Origin of the sequence: Shewanella algidipiscicola (assembly GCF_900380485.1) — a bacterium.
Classification (GTDB): domain Bacteria; phylum Pseudomonadota; class Gammaproteobacteria; order Enterobacterales; family Shewanellaceae; genus Shewanella; species Shewanella algidipiscicola.
In genome coordinates, this window is sequence record NZ_OXJV01000001.1 from 1,202,312 (window position 1) to 1,227,771 (window position 25,460).

The 25,460-nt window shown below is 44.7% G+C and carries 25 protein-coding genes; 4 read left to right on the forward strand and 21 right to left on the reverse strand.

Annotated elements, in window-relative coordinates; genetic code table 11:
• Positions 1-273 precede the first annotated feature (273 nt).
• Together DN599_RS05415 and DN599_RS05420 are read left to right on the forward strand one after the other, a co-directional pair.
• Entirely contained in the window at positions 274-1,062 is a 789-nt protein-coding gene (locus tag DN599_RS05415; RefSeq protein ID WP_110456585.1) for a cytochrome C assembly family protein, read from the forward strand.
• A gap of 134 nt (positions 1,063-1,196) precedes the next feature.
• On the forward strand, positions 1,197-2,480 hold the full coding sequence (locus DN599_RS05420; protein ID WP_110456586.1) for an HlyC/CorC family transporter: 1,284 nt from the start codon (positions 1,197-1,199) through the stop codon (positions 2,478-2,480).
• 70 nt (positions 2,481-2,550) lie between these two features.
• Here the strand turns inward: DN599_RS05420 and DN599_RS05425 are convergent, their stop codons facing one another.
• Entirely contained in the window at positions 2,551-3,090 is a 540-nt protein-coding gene (locus DN599_RS05425) for an Mpo1 family 2-hydroxy fatty acid dioxygenase (protein ID WP_110456587.1), read from the reverse strand.
• Between the two features lie 766 nt (positions 3,091-3,856).
• Between DN599_RS05425 and DN599_RS05430 the strand changes: the two genes are divergently transcribed.
• Complete coding sequence (locus DN599_RS05430; protein ID WP_162599151.1) at positions 3,857-5,140, forward strand: sensor domain-containing diguanylate cyclase; 1,284 nt, start codon at positions 3,857-3,859, stop codon at positions 5,138-5,140.
• Positions 5,141-5,261: 121 nt separating this feature from the next.
• On the opposite strand, the gene acpS is transcribed toward DN599_RS05430, so the two are convergent.
• The 11 genes from acpS to rpoE all read right to left on the reverse strand — a co-directional run bounded on the left by acpS (position 5,262) and on the right by rpoE (position 14,762).
• Entirely contained in the window at positions 5,262-5,660 is a 399-nt protein-coding gene (acpS, locus tag DN599_RS05435) for a holo-ACP synthase (RefSeq protein WP_110456589.1), read from the reverse strand.
• Positions 5,661-5,761: 101 nt separating this feature from the next.
• Positions 5,762-6,499 (reverse strand): pyridoxine 5'-phosphate synthase, encoded by a 738-nt coding sequence (gene pdxJ / locus DN599_RS05440; RefSeq protein ID WP_110456590.1) that lies wholly within the window; start codon positions 6,497-6,499, stop codon positions 5,762-5,764.
• Between the two features lie 108 nt (positions 6,500-6,607).
• Positions 6,608-7,303, reverse strand: coding sequence for a DNA repair protein RecO (recO, locus tag DN599_RS05445; protein WP_110456591.1), 696 nt, complete (start codon positions 7,301-7,303; stop codon positions 6,608-6,610).
• 111 nt (positions 7,304-7,414) lie between these two features.
• A complete protein-coding gene (gene era, locus DN599_RS05450) occupies positions 7,415-8,407 on the reverse strand; it encodes a GTPase Era (protein ID WP_110456592.1) in 993 nt (330 codons plus the stop codon).
• The gene (gene rnc, locus DN599_RS05455) at positions 8,404-9,081 is read right to left on the reverse strand and encodes a ribonuclease III (protein WP_110456593.1); all 678 of its coding nucleotides are present in this window, start codon (positions 9,079-9,081) and stop codon (positions 8,404-8,406) included. The genes era and rnc overlap by 4 nt, the downstream gene beginning before the upstream one ends.
• Position 9,082: 1 nt before the next feature.
• Complete coding sequence (lepB, locus tag DN599_RS05460) at positions 9,083-10,000, reverse strand: signal peptidase I (RefSeq protein WP_110456594.1); 918 nt, start codon at positions 9,998-10,000, stop codon at positions 9,083-9,085.
• A gap of 151 nt (positions 10,001-10,151) precedes the next feature.
• A complete protein-coding gene (gene lepA, locus DN599_RS05465) occupies positions 10,152-11,942 on the reverse strand; it encodes a translation elongation factor 4 (protein ID WP_110456595.1) in 1,791 nt (596 codons plus the stop codon).
• 130 nt (positions 11,943-12,072) lie between these two features.
• The gene (locus tag DN599_RS05470) at positions 12,073-12,531 is read right to left on the reverse strand and encodes a SoxR reducing system RseC family protein (protein WP_110456596.1); all 459 of its coding nucleotides are present in this window, start codon (positions 12,529-12,531) and stop codon (positions 12,073-12,075) included.
• 7 nt (positions 12,532-12,538) lie between these two features.
• On the reverse strand, positions 12,539-13,471 hold the full coding sequence (locus DN599_RS05475) for a MucB/RseB C-terminal domain-containing protein (protein WP_110456597.1): 933 nt from the start codon (positions 13,469-13,471) through the stop codon (positions 12,539-12,541).
• Positions 13,472-13,539: 68 nt separating this feature from the next.
• Positions 13,540-14,145, reverse strand: a complete 606-nt coding sequence (locus tag DN599_RS05480) for a sigma-E factor negative regulatory protein (protein ID WP_110456598.1) — start codon at positions 14,143-14,145, stop codon at positions 13,540-13,542.
• A gap of 38 nt (positions 14,146-14,183) precedes the next feature.
• Positions 14,184-14,762 carry an RNA polymerase sigma factor RpoE gene (rpoE, locus tag DN599_RS05485; RefSeq protein ID WP_110456599.1) on the reverse strand — a complete coding sequence of 193 codons (579 nt, stop codon included), beginning with the start codon at positions 14,760-14,762 and terminating at the stop codon, positions 14,184-14,186.
• A gap of 197 nt (positions 14,763-14,959) precedes the next feature.
• On the opposite strand from rpoE, the gene nadB reads away from it, so the two are divergent.
• Complete coding sequence (gene nadB, locus DN599_RS05490; RefSeq protein WP_110456600.1) at positions 14,960-16,582, forward strand: L-aspartate oxidase; 1,623 nt, start codon at positions 14,960-14,962, stop codon at positions 16,580-16,582.
• A gap of 12 nt (positions 16,583-16,594) precedes the next feature.
• Here the strand turns inward: nadB and DN599_RS05495 are convergent, their stop codons facing one another.
• The 9 genes from DN599_RS05495 to rppH form a co-directional block, all read right to left on the reverse strand.
• On the reverse strand, positions 16,595-16,948 hold the full coding sequence (locus DN599_RS05495; RefSeq protein ID WP_162599152.1) for a protein YgfX: 354 nt from the start codon (positions 16,946-16,948) through the stop codon (positions 16,595-16,597).
• Between the two features lie 37 nt (positions 16,949-16,985).
• Positions 16,986-17,225, reverse strand: coding sequence for an FAD assembly factor SdhE (locus DN599_RS05500; protein ID WP_110456602.1), 240 nt, complete (start codon positions 17,223-17,225; stop codon positions 16,986-16,988).
• A gap of 74 nt (positions 17,226-17,299) precedes the next feature.
• Positions 17,300-18,241, reverse strand: coding sequence for a transcriptional activator NhaR (nhaR, locus tag DN599_RS05505; RefSeq protein WP_373317381.1), 942 nt, complete (start codon positions 18,239-18,241; stop codon positions 17,300-17,302).
• Positions 18,242-18,412: 171 nt separating this feature from the next.
• A complete protein-coding gene (locus DN599_RS05510; protein WP_420820847.1) occupies positions 18,413-18,802 on the reverse strand; it encodes a hypothetical protein in 390 nt (129 codons plus the stop codon).
• On the reverse strand, positions 18,799-19,974 hold the full coding sequence (nhaA, locus tag DN599_RS05515; protein ID WP_110456604.1) for a Na+/H+ antiporter NhaA: 1,176 nt from the start codon (positions 19,972-19,974) through the stop codon (positions 18,799-18,801). Before nhaA ends, DN599_RS05510 begins: the two co-directional genes overlap by 4 nt.
• Before the next feature lie 302 nt (positions 19,975-20,276).
• Positions 20,277-21,128 carry a thymidylate synthase gene (locus DN599_RS05520; protein WP_110456605.1) on the reverse strand — a complete coding sequence of 284 codons (852 nt, stop codon included), beginning with the start codon at positions 21,126-21,128 and terminating at the stop codon, positions 20,277-20,279.
• Positions 21,129-21,204: 76 nt separating this feature from the next.
• Positions 21,205-21,996, reverse strand: coding sequence for a sulfite exporter TauE/SafE family protein (locus tag DN599_RS05525; RefSeq protein WP_110456606.1), 792 nt, complete (start codon positions 21,994-21,996; stop codon positions 21,205-21,207).
• A gap of 101 nt (positions 21,997-22,097) precedes the next feature.
• Complete coding sequence (ptsP, locus tag DN599_RS05530; protein WP_110456607.1) at positions 22,098-24,329, reverse strand: phosphoenolpyruvate--protein phosphotransferase; 2,232 nt, start codon at positions 24,327-24,329, stop codon at positions 22,098-22,100.
• A 24-nt stretch (positions 24,330-24,353) separates the two neighbouring features.
• Positions 24,354-24,878, reverse strand: coding sequence for an RNA pyrophosphohydrolase (rppH, locus tag DN599_RS05535; protein WP_110456608.1), 525 nt, complete (start codon positions 24,876-24,878; stop codon positions 24,354-24,356).
• Between the last annotated feature and the right edge of the window lie 582 nt (positions 24,879-25,460).

Genomic DNA, 25,460 nt, shown 5'->3' on the forward strand with positions numbered 1-25,460 from the left:
TTAGAATGTACATGATTGGCCAGTATTATAACCATGCATAGAGATTATGCTACCGCACTGTTCAAGTAATAGATGCCGATCTTTTGCCTTACCACAAAATAAAATCGCAAAACTTAGGAGTAACGCTCAGAAAGGACTAATTTTTGTGTGTAAAGCCCCTGCCCATTTATGCATCGATCGTGTTATTCTAATGATATTACTTGGTAACATACAGCCCAGCCTAAGTGGGTTGATATCGCACAGAAAGCTAACATAACGATAGGTTAATTTTCGATGGTCATTTTTTCGGCTTCAGCCATATTTTTCTATAGTATCGCCCTTATCTTGGTGGTTAGTCGTCTGTTTCATGCCCAAGGGCCTAACCGTCGAGCGGTGGCAGGGTTTGCAGGCATTGCAGTGGTATTGCATGCCGCCGCGCTTTATCAAGCCATCTTTACTGGCGATGGTCAAAACTTTAGCCTAACCAACGTTATCTCTTTGGTTAATTGGATTATTGCATTCACCTTTACCATTTTAATGTTTAGGCTCAAGGTGATTGTGGTGGTACCGGTTGTCTATGCCTGCTCGGTCATTTCGGTCGCTTTACTCTGGTTACTGCCACCTGAATTTATCATCCATTTTGAACTCTACCCTGAAGTATTAGCCCACGTAGTATTGTCGCTCATGGCCTACAGCGCATTGATGATTGCTGCGCTATATGCAATACAGCTCGCCATGATCCAAAACAAGCTCAAAAAGAAGCAATTGATGTTGAGTCCTGCGATCCCTCCTTTGATGACAGTGGAAAAACAACTTTATCACCTAGTGATTATTGGCGTGATGCTGCTGAGTTTGTCATTAGCCACTGGCTTTATTTTCCTTGATGACATGTTTGCCGAAGGTAAAGGTCATAAGGCGATTTTATCGATCATGGCTTGGTTTACCTATATCGCCATGCTTGCTCAACAATATTGGGTTGGCTGTAAAATCCGTACTGCAGTGGCTTACACGCTTAGTGGTGCAATACTGCTTTCACTGGCTTACTTTGGCGCCAGAATCGTTAAAGAGCTCATTTTACAATAACCGCAGTAATCGCGTTTACCTGAGGCTACGCATGACAAAGCGTACCTTGGGTTAGCTTGACTCTTCAGGCAAATCGCTGTATTTACTACTCCTCAACGCTTTTTTCTTAATTATCGCCATAGTGGGGCCACTGATTGGACGCAATATCCACCAGCGTACTTTTTATTATTCTATTCGTACTCATCATTATCTCAGCCTATTTTTCAGGGTCTGAGACCGCCATGATGTCACTTAATCGCTACCGACTCCGTCATTTAGCCAACAATGGTCATAAAGGTGCACTGCGGGCAATTAAACTACTCGATAGGCCCGACCGACTCATCGGTCTTATTCTGATAGGGAATAACTTAGTTAACATTCTCGCTTCGGCAATTGCCACCATTGTGGGCATTCGCCTGTTTGGTGATATTGGCGTTGCGATTGCGACGGGAGCATTAACCTTAGTGGTGCTAGTATTTGCCGAAGTCACCCCCAAGACGGTTGCTGCGCTTCATCCAGAGCGTATCGCTTTCCCCTCGAGCGTCTTATTAAAAATGCTATTGGTGGTGCTATGGCCACTGGTCAAAGTGGTCAATTTAATTACCTCCACCATCTTGCATATTATGGGCATACGATCGGTTAAAGAAGATGATGCCTTAAGCCAAGAAGAGTTACGCACTGTGGTACACGAGGCGGGAGCCTTGATCCCTAGACGACATCAAGAGATGCTGCTTTCGATTATGGATCTTGAAAAAGTCACCGTCGAAGACATTATGATCCCACGCTCTGAGTTGTATGCCATCAACATCAATGATGACTTTAAGAGCATTAACCGCCAAGTGATCCAGAGCCCACATACTCGCGTGTTACTGTATCGCGATACTATCGATGATGCCGTTGGTTTTGTCCATTTACGGGATGCCTTGCGATTGCAATCAAAGGGGCAATTTAGTAAATCATCATTGTTACGTGCGGTTAAAGAGCTCTATTTTGTTCCTGAGGGAACCCCGCTCAACGTACAATTAGCTAACTTTCAGCGCAACAAAGAACGCATAGGGCTGGTCGTTGACGAATACGGCGATATCCAGGGCCTAGTGACCTTAGAAGATATTCTCGAAGAGATTGTAGGCGACTTCACCACTTCCATGGTCACCACCCCCAGCGAAGATATCAATAAGCAACCCGATGGCAGCTATCTTATCGACGCCACCATCAATATTCGTGATTTGAATAAAGAGATGGGATGGCACTTTCCCATCGATGGCCCCAAAACCCTTAACGGCTTGATTATCGAATATCTTGAAGATATTCCTGAGCCAAATACCTCGATGCGTATATTTGGGTATCCAATTGAAATTGTTGAAGTTGGCGAGAACATGATTAAGACTGTGCGCGTGATGCCACAGCATTATAAGTTGCCTAAAGTCGGTAAAAACTAACCCTTGATTAAACGATAAGACAAAGGCGCTCAATGAGCGCCTTTGTTATTGAAGAAATGACGCTGACCCATTATGCAGTAGGCACACCTTTTTCGAGTTCGCGACGTTTAGCCACTGCCAGAGGAGTTATCTCCTGATTCAAATCTTGTTCAAACCCCATCATAAAATAGAGCTCTGCCATCAAAAAAAACGGCCCAATCAACAACTGATTTAAATCGTCAATAAAAGCAGGTTTTGCCTTCTCATACTTGTGGCCAATCAACTGAAACACCCAACCAATGACAAACACACTCAAAGCTATGATCCAAACCGCCTCTATCTGAGCTACATAATATGAGCTAAATAATACAGGTATGATGAATAAGGTTAATCCAAGCGCCAACCTCACGTGCAATTTAAAGTAATAAATAAGCACGCCAACAGCACAAAGCCCGGCCACATTAAGTACCAGAGTCGGTTCAGTTAATTTTAAAAACGTAATAGGAATGGTGTTGAGCATCACAAATGCTGACCAAATAATCAGTGGCACGCCGATAAAATGGGTCTTAATATTGGTTGGATTTAGATGAACACTTTTATAAGTGGATAACTGTTCTACCGCAGATTTCATCAACACACTCCATGTAATGGGATCGCATCATCTTGAAAGTAAGCATTATCATCAACCATAAGCTATATAATTACTTGAGTGCGACGAGCTAATTTAGCTAACTCATTATGCTATAGGCATATTCAAAGTAACCTAACGCATTTTAAGTAAAGTTACTAGGTTAACATTAACCCCTTAAAAATTAACAACAGAGAAACACCATGGTTTCCGTTGTGAGTAGAAATAGCAAAACCAAGCTATCCAATGTAGCTCAGAATATTTACCCACACCTATTTGCATTCTATTAAACAAGAAAATTAAGGTTTTACCACTGATAAATAAAAACAAATTCACCAATAACTGACCGTAAAACAGCTTAAAGTTAGTCATACATACCAAAACAACCTGTTTGTTTACCCTCGTAAAACTTTTCCTTAACAAGGTGATATACTTAATTTATTTCAATAGCTTGCAAAGTAACAATTAGGAAAACTCGTAGAGTAAGCGCGTTTTTCATACAGCACATTCCATAATCCTCCCTATTTATAGGGCAAGATTGCCAGTGTTGCAGCGTAAAAGGTGAACATAACACTTTATTTATAGTTCTAATTTTTGCCATCATAGATGACACTATCGCCCCATTTACATGGCATAAATTATTTTGAATGTGAGTGGATAATATTCTAGAAAATTAATGACTTAACCGTTAAGATTGTTACAACAGGTAAGCTTAATAATGTAGATGTGCTCTCTACACATACCACCTTTGAGGAGAAAGAGAAGATTTATGCTAAATGCGCTAAATGATAAAGCTGACATAGCTAACTCAGATCTACTAACCATGCTAAGGATGGGAGTTGAGCAATCTGTTAATGCAGTAATAATTACCGATGCCGATTTAGGTAAATCTGGCACCAAAATTCTTTATGCTAATCCCGCTTTCTGTAAAATGACTGGCTACCAGGCTAATGAGTTGAGGGGGCTGTCTCCGCGTATATTACAAGGGCCACTAACCTGTCCAAATGTCATTAACCAACTACGCCACTGTTTGAAAAACAATCAAAACTTTCACGGTTCTGCCGTAAATTATAAAAAAGATGGATCAACATATTATGTTGAGTGGAACATATCTCCAGTGTTCGATGACACAGGGGAAGTCAGTCATTTTATCTCAATTCAACAAGATGTTAGCCATAAAATCGTCTCAGATAATACCGAGCAAATACTAATGGAAGCGCTTAATACCACACCAGACTCTGTGATGATCACCGACACCAATGGCATCATAAATTATGTAAATCAGGGATTTGTCTCGCAAACAGGTTACTCATACAGTGACATTCTTGGCCAACGACCATCAATGTTAAAATCCGGAGAACATCAACAGGAGTTCTATCAAGAGCTTTGGGACACCTTACTAAAGGGCAATACCTTTAGGGCAACTTTTTTAAATAAACGCAAAAATGCCAGCCAATATTATTCAGACCAAAGCATCACGCCTATCAAAGACAATATTGGCAACACGACACATTATATTAGCGTTAGTAAAGATCTTTCTGAGCGCGTTAGAGATGAACAAGCATTTAGAGAAATATCTAAACTGGATGCACTAACAGGGGTATTGATCCGCAGTGCTGGCGAGCTCGAAATCGAAAAATACTTTATGAAATCGCTTCACGGCACCCCTTTTTCATTATCGATGATTGATATCGACCATTTTAAAAGCATTAACGATCAATGGGGCCATCCTACTGGCGACAAAATACTACAAATAGTCGCAGAAACCATTAAGTCCTGCCTGCGGTTAACCGACCATGTCATTCGATGGGGAGGTGAAGAGTTTCTGTTACTGTTTGATAATTGCGACCTCAATGCCGCTAATGGTTTGGTTGAACGATGCCGTATTGCCGTAGCCAATATCGACTATCCCAAAATTAAAGGCGTGACTATATCTGCGGGAGTGGCACAGTTACACGCTAAAGAAGATGTCGCTTCTCTCATTGCGCGTGCCGATAGAGCGCTTTATCAATCTAAAGCAGAGGGACGAAACAAAGTTTCATTGCAGCGATAAAGTATTATTGACTTAATTAACAGGCCTGCTAAATGACAGCAGTTCAAGGCGTTAACGACTCGCTAAACTATACCACTTACACATAAACACTACTTGTTGATCATGAATCAGCAACTTGCGCTTAAGACTCAATAATCACGGTTGCCGTAGCGTAGTGCTTTTCGTCGGCGATGGATAGATGAGCATGCGCGCCTCCAAGCGCCGTTAATCTATCGGCTGCGCCACCACTAAAACTGATTAGAGGAGCACCGTTGTCATTGTTAGCTATCTCGATATGCTGAAACGACACCCCGCGACCAATCCCTGTGCCTAACGCTTTCGCCGCAGCCTCTTTGGCGGCAAAACGCTTAGCCAAATAGCGACCAGGCTGAGTCGCGCTAATGAATATCGCTAACTCTGCATGGGTTAACACTCGCTTCGCTAGGCGACACTTTACTAGCGCCTCTGTGTCGCCGCCAGCGGGTACACTTTGTTCGATACGTTCAATTTCAACGATATCTGTGCCTAAACCGACGATCATCCCCACCCCAATAAGTCTGTCTTACCATCCAACTCACCACTGACAATGGGGGACTTATCCGTCACCAGTCCCCATCATTTTATCTATCTAAAAGGCCTTAGTTACTGACCGTTACGTCCTTCAACCATTAACTGTTTCATATCACGCACCGCCTTGTCTAAGCCATCAATGGCCGCACGGGCGATAATGGCATGGCCAATATTGAGTTCATACAATTCAGGGATCGCCGCTATCGGCTTAACATTATGATAATGCAGACCATGACCCGCATTGACCACTAAACCTTGACCATGAGCATAAGCCGCCATCTCAGTGATGCGAGTCAGCTCTTTTGCTTGCTCAATATCCGTTTCAGCATCGGCATAACAGCCAGTATGCAGTTCGATTACCGGCGCGCCAACGGCAACGGTAGCATCAATTTGCGTTTTATCCGCATCAATAAACAACGACACCTTGATACCTTCTGTTGTTAAACGCTCAACTGCCGCGCGAACTTTATCCATCTGTCCCGCCACATCAAGGCCACCTTCTGTGGTCAATTCTTCACGTTTTTCAGGCACCAGACAAACATAGGTGGGTTTAACTTCACAGGCGATGTCGAGCATTTCAGCGGTCACTGCCATTTCGAAATTCATGCGGGTTTTAATGGTTTTAGCCAACAAATAAATGTCACGATCGCAGATATGACGACGATCTTCACGCAGGTGCACTGTGATCCCCTCAGCGCCTGCATGCTCGGCGACGGCGGCGGCGTGTACAGGATCTGGGTAGCTGGTGCCACGAGCCTGACGTAGTGTAGCAATGTGATCGATATTAACGCCCAAATGAATACGGCCCATGAAGTGTCCTTAACCTTTACAGATAGAGAGTGTTGCATGATTGATTGGCGCTTATTGTACTAAGCTACAAGGGAAAAACCAGTTGAAACTCATAAGATGCACTGCAAATTACTTGCTATAAGAGGATTTTTTAACGCCTTTATTAAATAAAGCGCGTGACTTAAGCGGCTTATCGCCCAGCACAGCCGATAATAGTTGGCGCATTAGCAGCTTCGCCTGCTTAAAGTCATCTTGATGCAGTTGCCCCGTCTCAAGGGCCAATAACATCTCACCACGATAATGATTCGATTTAGGCCCCAAGGCGCTAGCAAAGCCCTCTTCTGACATCAGGCGATAATAAAAGTCGGCTTCGATAGGTGCATGATCTACATCCAGATTTAACGAAGGCATCACCCCCAACTCTTTGAGTAACTCCACCTCAAAATAGCGCAACTGTGCCTGACTAAATCCCGCCGCCATGGCCATCAAAGTTTTATGGTAAACAAAAAAGAGTTGCTCCGCACCATGCGCTATCCCTAAACAACGCACCAATAGCTCATTGAGATAGAACCCTGCAAACATCACATCGCCACTTAATGGTACAGCAGGGCTGGCAGCTTCGACTTGATAAAGATTCTTTAGGCTACTGCGGCCCGATAACTCAAATAGCAAAGGTTGGAACGGTTGTAAAATGCTTTTTATCGAGGAGCGACCACTGCCAAGACGAGCGACGCAGTCAATGCGACCTTGACCATCAACTAATAAATTGACCAGTACACTCGACTCTTTATAGGCACGAGTATGAAGTACATATCCTCGCTGCATCTGCCCTGCTCTATTATTGATATTTAATGACAATAAAGGCCGAGATACTCAACCGCAAGCTTAAGTTGCCATCGACTATCTCGGCCTTTGATTCAGTTTAAGATTGGTGACTTAATCTTCGCCATAACCTAATGAACGCAGCGCTCGCTCATCATCGGCCCAACCCGACTTCACTTTCACCCATACCTCAAGGAAGACTTTATTATCAAATAACACTTCCATATCTAAGCGGGCTTGGGTGGCAATAGTACGAATTCGCTCACCCTTATTACCTATAACCATGCGCTTTTGGGTTTCACGTTCGACGAGGATCAGGGCATTAATTTGGTAGACGCCATTCTCCATCATCTTAAATTGCTCAATCTCCACCGTGGCATCATATGGCAACTCGTCGCCTAAGAAGCGCATCAGTTTTTCACGGACAATTTCCGAGGCCATAAACTTTTGCGATCTGTCGGTGACGTAATCTTCAGGGAAGAAATGCGGTGATTGCGGCACAGACTCTATCGCCATATCCATGATACGCTGCACATTGGTGCCTTGAGTGGCAGAGATAGGTAAGATCTCATCAAACTCAAATTTAGCAGCTAGCATTTGCAAATGTGGAAATAGTGCTTCTTTATCTTTGATATTATCGACTTTATTGATGGCCAACACGGTTTTACGGCCATCATCACGGCTTTGTAACTTCTTCAGCACCATCTCATCATCGGCGGTCCAGTTTAAACCGTCAACCACAAATACCACCAGACAAACCTCGGCCAATGAGCTCGATGCCGCACGATTCATTAAACGGTTAATGGCACGCTTCTCTTCGATATGCAAACCTGGAGTGTCAATAAACACCACTTGTCGAGGGCCTTCAGTATGAATACCCATAATACGATGGCGGGTGGTTTGCGGCTTTTTAGAGGTGATCGAAATCTTCTGCCCTAATAGCTTATTCAATAAGGTCGATTTACCCACATTAGGGCGACCGACAATGGCTACCATGCCGCAGTATGTCACATCATATTGACTGCCACTGGCGCCACTGTTCATACGAGACAGTAACTCGTCTAAACTGGGTTCATTATTGCCTTGTGGCTTTTCGGTATTACTCATCGCTTGATACGCTCCAAAACTTCTGCTGCGGCAATTTGTTCCGCTTTTCTACGGGAGTTGGCCACGCCAACGACCGCTTCATCTAATTGCTCCACCTTACATTCAACTGTAAAGGTTTGCGCATGGGCCTCTCCGCTAATATTGACAACCTTGTATAAGGGGAGAGGTTTTTTAAAGCCCTGCAGGTGTTCCTGCAGCAGGGTTTTGGGATCTTTTTGATTAATGGGTTCAATCACCGCTAGGCGGCTCTTATACCAGTTTAGTACGAGTGCGCGGCAGGTCTCGAGATCGGCATCGAGATAGATTGCACCGATAATAGCTTCGACCACATCGGCTAAAATCGATTCACGACGAAAGCCACCACTTTTTAGCTCACCAGGACCTAATTTTAGGTAGTCACCTAACTTAAACTCTTTTGCCACTTCGGCCAGCATCTTACCGCACACCAAGGTGGCGCGCATCCGGCTTAAATCGCCTTCGGTCGCCTTAGGAAACTGATGATATAAGGCGTCTGAGATAACAATAGACAATATGGAGTCGCCCAAAAATTCCAGACGCTCATTATGCTTGCTCGCCGCGCTTCGGTGAGTCAATGCCTGCTCTAACAAGGCTATATTGTTGAATTCATAACCTAATGTTCTGCACAAACGAGGCAAATTTTTAATCGGCTCCATGTTAAACGATTCCACCTACACGGTTAAAACGCACCCCGGTTGGGATCCATGTGGGTAAGAAGTCCGCTGGGGTACGCTCAAATTCAAAACTTATCCAAATAGCGACCGCTTTGCCGACTAAATTCGCCTCAGGAACAAAGCCCCAGAAGCGTGAATCGGTACTGTTGTCACGGTTATCGCCCATCACAAAATATTGGCCTTCAGGCACCACAAATTCACCCACTGCAAGGTTATTTTCGCGGTAGTAAAAAGAAGTCGGTTCGCCACGACCTGGGTTGATCAAAATGTCATGGGTGACATCACCCAGCTGTTCTTTGTAGCGTAATAACGGGATATTATCTTGATTAAATTCCCCTTGATTTACCCCAACACGCGCCACTTTTTCCAGCTTAGGGCAGTCGGTTCCCCCCTCAGGGCAGCTTTTTTGAATATAAAGCTCTTTATTACGATACACCACGCGATCGCCTGGCAAGCCGATAACACGTTTTATGTAATCGATTTTAGGGTTTTCAGGATATTTAAATACAGCAACATCACCACGTTCTGGTTTACCGGTGTCAACCAGCTGGCTGCGCCATACCGGATCTTTTAATCCATAGCTGAATTTTTCAACCAGAATAAAATCGCCCACCAGCAAGGTTGGCATCATAGATCCAGACGGAATTTGGAATGGCTCATAAATAAACGAGCGTAAAATCAATACAAAAGCGATTACTGGAAAAATGGAACGCGAGGTTTCGACTATTGCCGATTCACGGACAATTTTTTCAGCGCTTTCTTCACTGATATCGGCTTGGGTCGCTTGCGCCATCGCCAACTTTTGTTGACGCTTAGGCGCTAATACTAAACTGTCAAACAGCCAGATTAAACCGCTGCTGAGCGTCACCAAAACTAAAATAAGGGAAAAATAAGCCGCCATAGCTAACTAAACTCCTGCCAAATGAGAATCTGCGCATCTGACAAGTTTGCCATACGCTGTACATAGCTCATTTATACTGTAACAACGAAAGCGCCGCAAACCGCGGCGCCCATTATCTATCACTATTAACATTTATTAACGTAAACAGTGATTACTCATTTAGCTTGAGTACCGCGAGGAAGGCTTCTTGTGGCACTTCAACGTTACCCACTTGCTTCATGCGTTTCTTACCCTCTTTCTGCTTATTAAGCAGCTTCTTCTTACGTGATACGTCGCCGCCATAACACTTAGCGGTAACGTCTTTACGCAGCGCCTTAACTGAAGAACGGGCAATAATTTGGCTACCAATCGCCGCCTGAATGGCAATATCAAACATCTGACGCGGAATAAGCTCTTTCATCTTATTCACTAATGCCAACCCTTGATAACGTACGTTCGACTTATGCAAAATCATGGCTAAGGCATCGACGCGATCGCCATTAATCAAGACATCAAGGCGTACCATATCTGCAGCTTCGAAACGCTTAAAATTATATTCCAGCGAGGCATAACCGCGACTGGTCGACTTAAGGCGATCAAAGAAATCCATAACCACTTCAGCCATCGGCATATCATAGGTAATAGCCACTTGGTTACCGTGATAAACCATATTGGTTTGCATGCCACGCTTTTCAACACACAAGGTAATGACGTTACCTAAGTATTCTTTAGGTACTAAAATATTAGTTTCAACAATCGGCTCGCGTATCTCTTCGATGTTGTTCATCGGCGGTAGATCCGATGGATTATCGACGTAAACAGTTTCCCCTTTGGTGGTGACCACTTCATACACCACTGTGGGTGCCGTGGTGATCAAATCCAAATTGTATTCGCGCTCAAGACGCTCCTGGACAATCTCCATATGCAACAGACCAAGGTAACCAATACGGAAACCAAAGCCTAATGCCGATGATGTCTCAGGTTCGAAGAATAACGAGGCATCGTTGAGGCTTAATTTATTAAGCGCATCACGGAAACTCTCATAATCGTCGGTAGAAATAGGGAACACCCCCGCATAAACCTGAGGCTTTACCTTCTTGAAACCAGGCAATGGTGCCAAGGCACCATTTTTAGCTAGCGTTAAAGTATCACCGACTGGCGCGCCATGGATCTCTTTAATACCGGCAATCACAAAGCCCACTTCACCGGTATTAAGCTCACCCGTGTCAGTTTGCTTAGGCGTAAAAATACCTACTCTGTCGGCGGTATGGGTCTGTCCAGTTGACATCACCTTAAACTTATCGCCTTTTTTAAGCTTGCCGTGCTTGATACGTACTAGCGACACAACGCCTAAGTAGCTATCAAACCATGAGTCGATAATCAGTGCTTGCAAAGGCGCATCTGGATCGCCTACTGGTGGTGGAATTTTAGCGACAATGGTTTCTAATACATCACTAATACCTATGCCCGTTTTTGCAGAGCAGCGAACGGCGTCAGTGGCTTCGATACCGACAATATCTTCAATTTCTTCGGCAACACGCTCAGGATCGGCTTGTGGAAGGTCAATCTTGTTCAGCACTGGGACCACATCTAAGTCCATCTCCAGTGCGGTATAACAGTTAGCCAAGGTCTGCGCTTCAACCCCTTGACCCGCATCGACAACCAGCAAAGCCCCCTCACAAGCAGCCAGAGAACGCGAGACTTCATAGGAGAAGTCCACATGGCCGGGCGTATCAATAAAGTTAAGCTGATAGGTTTCACCGTCTTTCGCCTTATAGTCGAGCGTCACGCTCTGGGCTTTAATGGTGATACCGCGCTCGCGCTCAAGATCCATCGAATCTAAAACTTGCGCTGCCATCTCGCGGTCAGACAGGCCACCGCATTCTTGAATAAGACGGTCAGAAAGGGTTGATTTGCCGTGGTCAATATGGGCAATAATCGAAAAGTTTCTAATATGCTTCATTATGCGAAATGACTAAACTCTAAAGTTGAAAATTATCTAAAAGTGCCGAATTGTACCCGATTGCTGGCTTAATACCAATTGGAATCATACAGAGAAAGTAAATATCAACGTTGGCAGCGAGCTAATTTGTTCACACTATGCGTTGTCCAATTCGTGCAATGATCACAGGTTGACTAACCTGCTCTAACTGCTTGGCCCAACGACGCCCCACCATCCAAGCTACCACGCCACCCAATACCCCGAAACCTATCACAACCGCTTCGGTAGCAGCAATATCAAGTATGGGCATAAAAAAACGGCCCAAGCTTGCGCCAACAAATAAGCCTAACAAAGGCAGCAAATAAACAATAGCCGCAGCTTTTAGTAACACACTTTCGGGCAAACCAAGTTTTATTAACTCGCCAGGTTGGTAAGACTCTTTCGCTGGTACAGAAAAGCGCTGCACCTTAGGCGAAAAAGCTTTAGATACCGCGGATGTACCACAAGACTCACTGCTCTCGCAGTGATTACAGGCATTTTTTACCTTAACTTCTACCGTTATCCAACCGTCATGATTGTTACGAATAACGGTCGCGACTTCTTCCATCATAATGCCATCACTCGATTGTAATACTCTTAGCAATACGTGAAAGAGTTTCAACGGGTGCTTTACCAACCGCCACTACTTCAGCATTGCCGACTCGTTCAGTAGCCAAAGACAGGCCGTTTCGAGTCATTAACTCATCAGGCAGCACGGTTTCAGGCGCTCTAGCTACATAAACAGAAATATGAGTTAAACCATCACTGAGCGCAATGTACTCTACCGCCTCGTGACTGCCTATCAGGCGATGACTATCTTTAAGAATCATAGTAAAACCTGAAGGTAACCAACTGAATTGCCAGTTATTACCCGGCTCTCTTTTTGGCTGTGGCATCACTGGTGGCCATTGTTGTTTATAAGCTTCGTGTAAAATGGTGGGCGCCTCTTCTAATACGATGAGCTCAACGACTAATATCTGTTCGAGTAATTGTTTATCAAGATTGAGCATGTCATAGCGCAGCGGCAAGTAGGTATCCATATCCAACCAAACTTGATAGCTATAACGATTATCATCGTTAGCTATGATGCGCACCAATTGACTCGGACGCCCGGCTAAGCGGCTTCTTCCGCCCAGCACAAACTGATACCCCTGCTCGAGTAAGCTGATGTTATTGGCAAACGCTGGGGGTAATACGCCTTGAATACGATCGGCTTCTACACTGTAAGCGGGTTGATCATGTTCAATAAAGGTGACAGTGTTGCCCACACGCACCGCATTTTTAGGCGGGCCGTTTAAATGTTCAAGAAAAGCAACTTCTTGCTCTTCCACTTGGCCATGGATGTACACGAGAGGACGAATATGATCCGACTGCAAATGGATCAGCGACATTTTAAATTCTTGAGTCCGCAGCGCTTGGCTCATATTTTCTAACCAAGCTTTTGCGGACATATCTTCCCGTGCACTGACGGGAAGAGAGAGGACTAACAAGGCCAACCAAATAAGACGCAAGCTAACTCCTTAACATCATACTTATCATCATGCGCATTATAGCGGCCGCCGATAAGTAGAATAGCTTTTTAGTGATTAACCGGGATCGGTGAGATATCACTATTGTCGTCTATATTCACACTATTATTCAATCTCTGTTGCAACATATGATCTTGAATATAGGTATTAATACGGTGACGTTGCTCCATTACTTGCTCATTAGTGAAACTTTGGTTTTTTTGCACTGGCCCAGTTTGAAGGCTCACAGGTGATGCACTACCGACCAAGGGGCGAGTATTTAGCACGGGCAATGGCGATGAGTCTAACTCCGATGTTTGGTTATAATTTTGCACTCCCACAACAGCGACTAGTGCGACGCTAGCAGCAATGGCATACTGACCAAACGGTTTAAACATGGGGATAATGCCTGCCGACTTCCTTGCTGGAGCAGTTTGTGCTGGTTCCACACGTTTTGGTGCGATGATCGTGGGTTCCGCTTCAATAGCGGCGGCAATATTGGCACTCAGATCGAGATCGACCATCTTTGGCAACTCGCCACGCATCGCATCACCAATCATGTGATAATCACGCCACTGACCATGTGAATCCGTATCGGCCGCTAATTCAGCCAATACCTGCTCTTCGACTTCACCGTCGACGGCAGCGGATACCCATTCCTGACCTAATTTATCCATTTAACACCCATTTAAATTTAGTTTACTGAGATAACAATTTAACGTTCCAGCAATGGCTGCAACTGTTTGTCGATGGCCTCACGCGCTCGAAAGATACGCGATCTTACCGTGCCAACGGGACACTCCATCACATTGGCTATCTCTTCATAACTCATTCCATCGAGCTCACGCAGAGAGATAGCTATCTTCAATTCTTGTGGCAAGGTATCCAAGGTATCAAACACGACTTTCTGAATCTCTTCAGACAACATCAACCGCTCTGGAGAGGCGAACTCTTTAAGCGCATCACTGCCATCGTAATATTCAGCATCTTCGGCATCGACATCATTAGCCGGTGCGCGTCGCCCTTGGGCCACTAAATGATTTTTCGCAGTATTGACTGCAATACGGTACAACCAAGTATAAAACGCACTCTCGCCCCGAAAGTTTGGCAGCGCTCGGTAGGCTTTAATAAATGCCTCTTGAGCCACATCTGCCACATCGGCCTGATTTCGAACATATCGAGCTATCAGATTGATGACCTTACTCTGGTATTTTTGTACCAGGAGGTTAAAAGCGTTTTTATCTCCCTGCTGTACCCGTTCAACTAATTGTTGATCACTTATTTGTCCACTCATCCGAGCCGACTACTCCTAAATCTAAAATGCTGATTTCTCAGTCGCTCGAATCATATTCACCTATGTAGACTAGCGCTTACTGAAAAAGTTCTAAAAAAGATTGCCAAATATGAATTTATTTTCTACGGCTAACCCATATCCATAATTTCTATCTTGGTTTAACATAGCAATACTCACATGACTTACCATGATACCCGATGAAACAAGTAGTTGAACACCAATCTGACGTTTTGGTTATCGGTAGCGGTGCTGCAGGGTTAACTTTAGCATTGCATCTGGCTGAAAAAACGAAAGTTATCTTACTTTCCAAGGGGCCGCTTAACGAAGGCTCTACCTATTATGCCCAAGGTGGGATCGCTTCTGTGTTCGATGAAGAGGATACCATTGAATCCCATGTTGCCGATACACTCGTGGCAGGAGCGGGGTTATGCGATGAGCAAGTGGTCACCTTCACTGCTAAAAATGCGAAAAGCGCGATGGAATGGCTGATTCAATGCGGTGTCGCCTTTGATAAAGAGGAGCGTACCGATGGCAGTGATAATAGCAATGCACCATATCACTTGACCCGCGAAGGCGGCCATAGCCATCGTCGTATCCTACATGCCGCCGATGCCACGGGTAAAGAGGTACAAGTTACGCTTCAAGAAAACGTAATGAACCACCCAAATATCCAAGTATTAGAACGCTATAACGCCATCGACTTAATCACCACTCGCAAGCTTAAACGCCCGGGTAATCGGGTACTCGGTGCCTATGTATGGAACCGAGATGAAGAACATGTCGAAACGGTCAAGGCCCGCTTTGTCGCACTAGCTACAGGTGGATCATCTAAAGTCTACCAATACACATCGAATCCCGATATTGCCTCGGGAGACGGTATCGCCATGGCTTGGCGTTCGGGCTGTCGCGTAGCCAATATGGAGTTTAACCAATTTCATCCCACGTGTTTGTACCATGCCGATGCGCGTAACTTTTTACTCACCGAAGCATTACGAGGCGAAGGGGCTTATCTTCGACGCCCTGATGGCTCACGCTTTATGCCCGATTTCGATGAACGCGCAGAGTTGGCCCCAAGGGATATCGTGGCGCGCGCCATCGATTACGAGATGAAACGCTTGGGCGCAGATTGCGTTTATCTGGATATCACTCATAAGCCAGCCGACTTTGTCATAAAACACTTTCCCACCATCTATAAGCGCTGTTTAGAATGGGGCATCGACATCACCAAAGACCCCATTCCTGTGGTCCCCGCAGCGCATTACACCTGTGGTGGCGTGATGACAGATTTACACGGCCAGACCGACCTAAACGGCTTATATGCCGTAGGTGAAGTAGCCTACACAGGATTGCACGGAGCCAATCGTCTCGCCAGTAACTCGCTATTAGAATGTTTGGTTTTTGCCCGAGCGGCGGCTGAAGATATTAGCAGTCAGCTTAACAAAATCCCGATGCCGATGAACCTTCCGCACTGGGATGAAAGCCAAGTATCTAACTCTGATGAAGAGGTAGTGATTGCGCATAACTGGCATGAACTAAGACTATTTATGTGGGATTATGTGGGAATTGTTCGCTCAGATAAACGACTCGAACGCGCGCTAAGACGCTGCACTATGCTCCAGCAAGAGATACAGGAGTATTACAGTAACTTTAGAGTAAGCAACAATCTTCTTGAGCTGCGCAATTTAGTGCAAGTAGCTGAACTCATTATTCGCTGCGCGATGGAACGTAAAGAGAGTCGCGGCTTACATTATAATCTCGACCACCCTGAAAAATCGGATAATCCACAGCCCACGATTTTATTGCCCAACAAAATCGCTTAGTCCCTTATCATATTAGCCAAAGCGTAATAACAGACGACACAAGTAACGATAACTTGTGTCGTCCAACATATCTCGCCACACCATCACTAGGTGTTTATCGCCATCCTTGTGCATCTCAAACAGTACCATCAGCGGAGTTATCCAGCGCCGTTTTAACGTATAGATAGCAGCGTTGTTGCCAATACCAGCGTTACCTGACTCATCGAGCCAAAAGGAAAAAGACCAACGCTGAAGGCGAATCCATAACCCAATAAACACAGCAACCACCAAAGCGATAGCACTCCATTTAATGGCAATAAACCAGATAACATCGACAGGTGGCCACGCCAGAAATGAAGTGAAGCATACGGCCGCAACAACGACCAACGCGAATCGCTGGTCGAAGGAGGAGGATAAATTAAAATTATGGCGCTGGCCGGCCACGAACTTGAATGACCATTTGAGCAAGCTCGGGATCTGGGCACACTTCGTGACCCATAAACCACGCAAATAGCTCAGGATCTTCGCATTCTAACAAACGCACAAAGCTGGCTTTATCTTGGTTTGATAGTATTGCATATTGGCTTTCGACAAAGGGTTGAAACAACACATCTAGCTCTAACATGCCGCGTCGGCATGCCCACCTAACTCTGGCAATGTTCATTGGTTCTGACACGCAACTACTCCCTTAATTATGATTGCTGTTAGTGTATCAGCTCACCGTAATACTGGCACCCTTTAAAGCAGTTCAACTTGGCTGTCTTTACCGGCGAAAAGGTCGCTAAAATCGGTCGCCAACAAGCGTTTAACCGCCGGATGCTGGATCATCCTCTCAGCAAACATTACATGGTAGACCTCTTTAATATCAAGAGTTTCCCCCAAAAAACTGATCCCATGGGCTAAGATATCTTGTTTATAGATCGAGGGGGCGACAAAAATCCCTTGTTTAAAATAGCCAAACGCTTTCATCATGGCGGCATCATCAAATTCGCCCAAGATGGTGACATTGAGGTTGTTTTCATCAAACCAATGATGCAACTGTTGCCCAAGCGAGGTACGTTTACCTGGGATCAGTAATTTAGCTTGCTCTAAACAGGCGGGAAAAGGCTTACTATAACGCTCAGATGAAAAGAAACCTATGCCACATTCACCCAATTTTTTCGACAAGATCTCAGGGTATTTTAACGATTCACCCGCACAATCGGACAAGATCATGTCTAACTTATGCTCACGTAATCGCTCCATTAAGCTTTCATGTGTAGATTCAAAACAAGCCAAACGCATCGACCCATCGGAGGGCACCACAGACAGCAATACTCGACTAGCTAACGCTTTTGATAAAGCATCGGCTATGCCAACTTCAAATAAAATATTGTCTTCTTTTTGATAGTTGAGTCGATCGAGCATTTCGTAACTGAGGCTGAACATCTTATCGGCATAACGAAACACTAATTCACCGAGCTCAGTCGGCTCAAGTGAGCGTCCGACACGCTTAAATAAACAGCCCTTTAGACGCTCCTCCAACACACGGATCTGCCCTGTTACCGTTTGCGGTGTTAAACAAAGAGCCTGTGCAGCTTTCGCAACTGAGCCTTTCTTGTGTACCATCCAAAAATAATAGAGGTGATTATAATTAAGGTGTGTCGTCAGCACGTGGTTAACCTCAGTCTTCGCTTTCACACGCTCCCGAGTAACCAGGCATACGATAAATGCGAGACGATATCAAAATTGATAAAACATGGGTTTATATCATACCGCACACCTCGTTGGATACCGATCAAAGCCGGTAACCAAACGAGTGCGTAACAATATTACTGATAAGGAAATTGGTAGGTTAAAGACTCACTCAACTTACCTAAGACGCTGGCAATCCATCAAGCTAAACACCACCCCCGTCAGTTCAGCCTCATTATTAATATTCCCGGCAACGAAAGCTTCTTTTAGGCCACTAACCAAGACTTCACGATCGGGAATACGACTCTCACAATAGGTACGATTTGCTTGTTGGAAACGTTTGCCACTGCGGTATTTAAGCGCCCGAGACTCGTAATCATTTGATTCGAGGCGCTGGCCCATGCTATTTGGCTTATACATTAAAGCACCTTCGACGACGCCCTCAAGGTAATGCTGGCAAGCTGGACTCTCGACATCCTGATTGCAAGCAGGGATCTGCGATGCCGAAACGCCAGCCACCATGGCAAATGATAATCCTAACCCTAATATAGTCAGTCGCTTTTTCATAAGTTCTCTCCTTTCTCAGGTAGTACTTTTGATAACCAGAAGTAACCAATTACTGCCGATAAAATCGATCCCGTTAATATGCCAAGACGCGCCACATCACCGTACACTTGACCATCGCCAACAAAGGCTAGAGAGGAGATAAACATCGACATGGTGAAACCAATACCGCACATAACTGCCACTGGAGCAATATGACGCCAGCCCATTCCCTCAGGTAATACCGCCAACTTAAGTTTTACTGCCGCATAGCTAAAAAGTAGCACGCCTAAAGGCTTACCTAACAACAAGCCCAATGCGATACCGACAGGAACAGGCGATAACAGATCGCTTAGGCTCATGCCTGACAAGTCAACCCCAGCATTCGCGAAGGCAAAGATAGGCAAGATCATAAAGGTACTCCAAGGATGAAGATTATGTTCTAACTTTTCCGACGGAGAACTACCGTCTTTGGCTCTTAGTGGAATACAGAAGGCAATAATGACCCCGGCCAGCGTGGCATGCACACCCGACTTAAGCACCGCTATCCACAACACCAGTCCGACAATACCATAGGGCAGTATTTTAGTGACTCCTTTACGATTTAGTGCCACCAACCCGATTATGGCTATAGCGGCGATCAACAAACTGATCGTAGACAGATCTGAGCTATAGAACATGGCAATAATCACCACGACACCCAAATCATCAATAATGGCTAACGCCAATAAAAACACCTTTAACGCTACTGGTACTCGACTACCGAGCAACGCCATGACCCCAAGTGCAAACGCAATGTCAGTCGCAGCCGGAATCGCCCAACCTGATTGCGTAATAGGGTCACTAAAATTAAATACTAAATAGATAGCAGCTGGGAATAACATGCCGCCAATCGCCGCAAATGTTGGTAATGCCGCCTGCTCTTTGCTTGATAGTGCCCCTTCGAGTAACTCGCGTTTAACCTCAAGGCCAATAAGCATAAAAAATAACGCCATCAGGCCGTCATTAATCCAATGGGTGAGGGATTTATTAATATCTAGGTTACCCACCCGAACTTGCATTTCTGTATGTAAAAAACCTTGGTACATTTCTGATAACGGCGAATTTGCCATTAACATTGCCAGCAATACAGCTGCAATTAGCAAGATACCACCAGCAGATTCTTGGCTTAGAAAATTTCTTATAGCCTTTTCCATATATAAACTCCATAAACACACAATCCTTTGAGTCTAGCGGAAGATGTGAATTCTGAATAATCGTTTGCATCTGCATAAAACATCGGAAATACCGAGCATTTATATGTATCAGAGGTTATGCCTAGAATCAATATTTTCTGATCAAACTCTGAACATACATAAAAAAAAGCCAATAATTAACAAAATCATCCTAAAAATGGTTTTTTGTCTTGTTTCTGCGCACTCATAACGAAAAAAGCGCAAGACATAATGAACTATGTCTTGCGCTTTACCTCAGTATTTCCGCTGTTAATTGGAAAATATTAAACTGAAAATGGGTATTTTATTGGCTCATGATGCTGGTAACCCTGCACTTCAAAGTCATCCATAGTGACCCAAGTTTCCAAATCGTGAAGTGATTTGATATCAGGATTAATAATCAGTTGGGGTGATGCCAACGGCTCACGCTTAAGTTGCACCGTTTGCATGAGTTCAAGCTGATCTTCATAAATGTGTGCATTAACGATTTTATGATAAGCCACCCCAGCTTTGTGACCCGTGATCTGTGCGACTAGGGCTAATAAGGTAAATACCTGCACCTGATTAAAGTTAAGCCCAAGGGGGACATCGCAAGAGCGCTGAAAGCTATTTAAATACAGGGTGTCACCTAATAATGAGAAATTATGCGTATGCATACAAGGACGCAAGCACCCCATGTGAAACTCACCCGGATTATAAAAACTTAAAATTTCACCTCTATCATCTATGCCGCGACTTAAATTATCGATAATTTTTTTAAACTGATCGACACTACCACCATCGGGTTTACGCCACGCTCGCCCCTGCACACCGTAAACACGGCCCATATCATCGACACCTTTACGATAGGGGTTATTAAGCCAGGCGCTATTTTCATTTGCGTTAGCATCCCAAGTTTTAGCTCCAAGTTTTCTAAAGTCTGCAGCGTTATCGTAACCACGCAGATAACCAATGAGCTCAGCTATTGCCCCTTTCCAAAAACTTTTACGCGTGGTAATTAACGGAAATTCATTAGCATCGACACGATAGGTTAAATCGGCATTTATCACGGTTAAACAACGTTTTCCGGTACGTTCATTTTCAACCCAAATCCCTTCATCGATGATACGGTTACATAGCTGTAAATACTGTTTCATGGTTCCCTACTCTAAAGACAACTGTTGATTATCACTAACCAACAAACTCAAATAATAATTAATTTCTCGACCGTGACTACAGGGCTAACTTCAATCCAATCACCATGAGTAGCAAAGCAAATATCTTTTTTAACCTTGGCGTTGGCAAGATACTCGCCGCTTTAGCACCAAAGGGAGCTGTCAGCATAGAGGTAGAGACGATACCGATTAAAGCCGGAAGGTAAACGTAACCCAAAGTATAATCGGCCAACCCAGGCTCTCCCCAACCTGCAATGACATAACTGACACTACCAAACAGCGCTATGGTTAACCCTGTTACCGACGAAAACCCAATCGCCTGACGGATCTGTAACCCACACCAACATAAAAATGGTACTAATAGCGCGCCCCCGCCAATGCCCATTAAGGCAGCAATAATGGCAACTAATAACGATACACTAAACAGCACGGCGCGATGGGGCAATGGCCGAGTCACCGCCGGGGCTTTATACGGAAACATCATCTGAATTGCCATAAAGATGACAAAGATAGCAAATGCCTGCTTTAACGTATCGGCGGCAAACAAGGTGGCAATAAAGCCTGCCAATAACGCCCCAAGTATAAAGCCTGGTAGCATGATTTTTAATAATGACCAAGGCACATTACCATGACTATGATGAGCGCGAGCGGAAGAGAAAGAAGTTAAGATAATTGCGGCGAGCGAGGTTGCTATCGCCACATGAGTCAAATGCTCAGGCACAATACCGGCTTGAGGCAGTAAATAGAGCAAGACTGGCACGGCAATGATCCCACCGCCAATGCCCAATAATCCTGCCATAAAACCGATAAATGCACCGAGGGCCACACAACTAAAAAATATGGTTAACATCTTATCTCTATTGCTTAGCCCATCGAAGAGCAATAGCTTAAATCAAAAACGACTAGATTGAAATCTGCTCGTTGGCACCTAACCAGCGCAATTTGACGGTATTAAACAAATTCAGCTAATTGCCTACGAGTAAGAAACTCAGTGACGAGCTGCCTTACTTCGACGCCGTTCGACTGCGATAAGGCCTGCACTAGCAATTCACTTAAGTCCTTATAAGAAACTCGTCTTATAAGATAATTTATCTTGGCTAAACTGCCTTGATTCATACTTAGCTGATTAAACCCCATCGCCACTAACAAAATAACACCGATAGGTTCACCAGCTAATTCACCGCAGACACTAACAGGTAGCTGATAGTGATCGCACTCTTGTCGCGCTCGCTTTAACGCTCTAAGAATACCTGGATGATAACAATCATAGAGTGAACTCACCCTCGGATTATTACGATCAACGGCCAACAAGTATTGAGTTAAGTCGTTGGAGCCGACCGAAATGAAATCGACTCGCTTAGCCACCTCTTCAAGCTGAAACAGTAGTGCCGGCACCTCAAGCATTATGCCAATTTTTGGCTTAACTAATGCGGGATGAATATCTTGTTTCACCTCTAAATAGGCCTGATCCAGATAACCAATAGCCTGATCGATTTCATCGAGGCAACACACCATAGGCAGCAAAATATGCAGCTGCTCACTGGATCCTGCCGCATTAAGCATCGCCCTTAGCTGCACTAAAAACAGTTCTGGATGATCTAGCGTCAAACGTATACCGCGCCAACCTAAAAACGGATTATCTTCGATAATGGGAAAGTAAGACAAGGGCTTATCACCGCCCACATCTAAAGTACGCATTACCACTGGTTTATCGACTGCAGCTTCAAGAACCTGCCGATAGACCTCAGTTTGTTCCATTTCACTGGGAAAACGGCTCTGTAACATAAACGGAATTTCGGTACGATACAGGCCGATACCATCGGCACCCTCGGCGATCTCCGACGCCAAACTACTGAGTAATCCTGCATTAAGGTAGAGATGGACTCGCGTATGATCTAACGTAATGGCGGGTAAAGCTAACTCTTGTGCATAACGGTCTTGCAGGGCTTTTTCAGCGGCAATATGGCTGCGATACTCTTCGATTAAAGTGAGCGTGGGCGAGACTATCACTTGCCCTCTACTTCCATTGAGGATCGTCAGTTTACCGTCTATTCCGGCATTTAAAATACCTTCCACACCGATCACGGCTGGCACACCAAATGCGCGTGCTAAAATGGCCGCATGGGAATTCACTCCACCTAACTCAGTAACAATACCGACGAGCTTGTGTTCGGGAAACTCGGCCAACATAGTGACAGTGGCCTCTTTAGTCACCAAAATCACCGGCACATCGAGTTCGATGTGCATCTTTTGCGGTTCAATCAACTCCCTTAATACCCGCTGACCTAAGTCACGAATATCACTGGCACGCTCTTGCAGGTAGGGATCTTGCATCTGTAAAAATTGGTCGATATAACGTAAAGAGACTCGACTCACCGCAGACACGGCACTCCAGCCAGCTTGGATTTCTCGGCTATACTCCCCACCTAAACTGCTATCATCCAATAACAGTAACAAGGCACTGAAGATTGACTGCACCTCTTTCTCATTCTCGCCGTCAAAGCGCTGAGATTGCACGCTCAAAGCGTTACGGCAGGTGATGAGAGCGTTATCGAGTAAGGCGAGCTCTGCGGTGATATCATTAGCCAGCGTATCACTCTGCTCTAAAGCAATATCGCCACCAATAACCATGGCATTAGCAATGACCACACCATCGGCTGCCGATAACCCAGCATAAACACTCTTATCTGGCGCTGACTTCACTTCAGCCTTCTTGCGCTGCTCCCTAACGGTCATTGCTAATTGCGCAGCAAGAGTCATTAAAAAGGCTTCCTCCGCCTCGCTAAATTGTCGTGCATCGGCCTGCTGCACCACCAACACACCTAAGATCAATTTTTGATAAATAATAGGCACGGCAAGAAAGGCTCGGAAGTCTTCTTCATCCACTTCACAAAACAGCTTAAAACGAGGGTGTAACTGCGCATCGGCAAGATTGACAGGCTCTTCACGCTCGGCAACTAGCCCGACGAGCCCTTCTGTCAGGCGCATTTTAACTTGCCCGATAGCACGAGGATCTAGGCCGTCAGTCGCTGAGAGCACTAATTGATTATCTTCGAGAATGTAAATAGAGCAACACTGGGTTGCCATGGCGGCCTTAGTTTGGCGCACCAATAAGGATAAAGCAGAGGAGAGATCGTCGGCAGCAGCGACAGCCTGAGTTATGTCTCTAAGCGTTTTTAACACGGGCTATCTCTCCTTGGCTAATTTCTATCTGCGGCGACCTCTTCTTCTGCCACTATGGGAAGGCTCTTGCGCCTGAAACGGTAGGGCCGTTGGAGCAAATTCTTTCATGACTTTTCGATATACATCTCGCTTAAACGACACAACTTGTCTCACGGGATACCAGTAACTCACCCAACGCCAATCATCAAATTCAGGATGACCGCTCGCCGCCAAGTCAATGGCTGACTCTTGGCTCTTTAATTGTAGCAAAAACCACTTTTGCTTCTGGCCGATACACAAGGGTTTACTGTCTTGCCTAATTAACCTTTTCGGTAATCTATAACGCAACCAGGAACGAGTCGAAGTTAAAATTTGCACATGCTCAGCTTTTAACCCAACCTCTTCATACAACTCCCGATACATGGCTTGCTCGGCACTTTCGCCTTCATCAACGCCACCTTGCGGAAATTGCCAGGAATGCTGACCAAATCTTCTAGCCCACATAACCTGCCCAAAGCGATTACAGATAATGATGCCTACATTTGCACGAAAGCCGTCACTATCAATCACATGGACTCCAAATATCAAATTTTAATGGATCGATTGTTTCACAAAGTGAGATCCTAGGCAATTGCCTAATAACAGATATTATCTGGATAAAAAACCCAAATATTTATTTTTATCAACAGAAGCCAAATAAAGCTCGCAAGGATATCCACAAAATCTGTGGATATCTCTGTTTGAAACTCAGTTAAAAATGTTATTACAACCCAATAAGTCAAAAACAGAAGGCTTCAACCAACAGAAGCTAAATCACATAAATAACTGATAAGGCTGAAGTTAAAAACATTAAGTATATTTAACCCAAAATAAAACTGCATAACGGTACGATTTTTAACCAAACAGTAGATTTAATCTAAATCACTTCTAGCCTGTTCAAGGTTATGCACAGGCAAAAGTATTAAGCTGTCAAATATGGCTAAAGTAAGCGGCCTACTCGGCTTGACAAGGGAAATTTATTAGCGATTAAAATTATAAAACCAGAGTTATCCAATATTTCTGTGGATAACCATGTTGGAAACGTTGGGAAAGAACTTAGCAAGCTAATTACGAACCACTTGAACTGGAAAACATGCCACAATAAAGCATTTA